Origin of the sequence: Parasphingomonas zepuensis, assembly GCF_036663735.1 — a bacterium.
GTDB lineage: Bacteria > Pseudomonadota > Alphaproteobacteria > Sphingomonadales > Sphingomonadaceae > Sphingomonas.
This window is the reverse complement of sequence record NZ_JAXOJO010000032.1, coordinates 1-1,453: the sequence shown is the minus strand read 5'-3', so window position 1 is coordinate 1,453 and position 1,453 is coordinate 1. Positions and strand designations below refer to the sequence as shown.

At 63.5% G+C, this 1,453-nt stretch carries 2 protein-coding genes; both read left to right on the top strand.

The features are described from left to right. On the top strand, positions 1–880 hold an 880-nt coding region (locus U1769_RS24965), incomplete at its 5' end, for a phosphomannomutase/phosphoglucomutase (protein WP_332720862.1). A gap of 54 nt (positions 881–934) precedes the next feature. After that, on the top strand, positions 935–1,453 hold a 519-nt coding region (locus U1769_RS24960), incomplete at its 3' end, for a 3'-5' exonuclease (RefSeq protein WP_332720861.1).

The following is a 1,453-nucleotide window of genomic DNA, read 5'->3' as shown; positions in this document are numbered from 1 at the left end:
CCGCATCGGCTGGGACGCGGGTAATGGCGCTGCCGGCGAGGTGATCGAAAAGCTGGTCAAGCTCCTGCCTGGCGAACATCATACGCTGTTTACCGATATCGACGGCAATTTCCCGAACCATCATCCCGATCCCACCGAAGAGGCAAACCTTGCCGACTTGAAGGCGCTCGTCGCGGAGAAGAGCCTCGATTTCGGACTGGCGTTCGATGGCGATGGCGACCGGATCGGTGCGATCGACGGCGAAGGTCGGGTCATCTGGGGCGATCAGCTTTTGTCGATTCTGGCAGTACCGGTGCTGAAGAAGCAGCCGGGTGCGACGATCATTGCGGACGTGAAGGCTTCACAGATGCTGTTCGACCGTGTGTCGGAACTCGGCGGCGAACCTTTGATGTGGAAGACCGGGCACAGCCTGGTAAAGACCAAGATGAAGGAAACCGGATCGCCGCTGGCAGGCGAGATGAGCGGGCATATTTTCTTCGCGCAGGATTATTACGGGTTCGACGATGCACAATATGCCGCCGTCCGGCTGATCGGCGCGGTCCACACGACCGGCCAGTCGCTGACTGAGCTGCGCGGAGCGATGCCGGCGTTCGTCAACACGCCCGAGATGCGCTTTCAGGTCGACGAAAGCCGCAAGTTCGCGGTGATCGACGAAGTGCTGGAACGGCTGAAGGCGAGCGGGGCCGACGTCAACCACACCGACGGCGCGCGCGTGACGACGCCCGACGGCTGGTGGCTGCTGCGCGCGTCCAACACGCAGGACGTGCTGGTCGCCCGTGCCGAAGCGCTCAACCAGGAAGCACTCGACCGGCTGCTCGCGATGATCGACGAGCAACTCGCCGCCAGCGGACTCGAGCGCGGACCGCAAGCCGCACACTGACCGGAAAGGGCATTTGGGCTGGTCGAATCATCCGCCAGCCCCCAAATGACCGGCATGGCCCCTCCGCCCCAGATCATCCGCGTCATCGACCTCGAGACCACCGGCGACAAGCCGCCGCAGCATGGCGTGTGCGAGATCGGCTGGCAGGACGTCGCGATTGGCGCGGATGGGCGCTGGGAGCTGTACGGCGAGGGCGGCAACCGGATGGTCAATCCCGGTCGCCCGATCCCACCGTTGACGATGGCGATCCATCATATCCGCGATGAAGATGTCGCCGACGCACCGTGGTGGCATGATGTCACCGGCCCGATCCTGAACCCGTGGCCACGTCGCGTGGCGCTGGCGGCGCATCGCGCGAGTTTCGAGGAACAATTCTGCACGCCCGCTTTGACTCGGGGCGCCGACAGGATCTGCAACTACCAATGCGCGCTAAGACTTTGGACAGACAGCCCGGGCTTTTCCAACCAGTTCCTGCGCTATTACCGCATGCCACACGGGATGGAGCATGAGCGCGGCCTGCCTGCACATCGTGCGTTTCGCGACGCTTATGTCACCGCCTTTCACCTGCGCGAC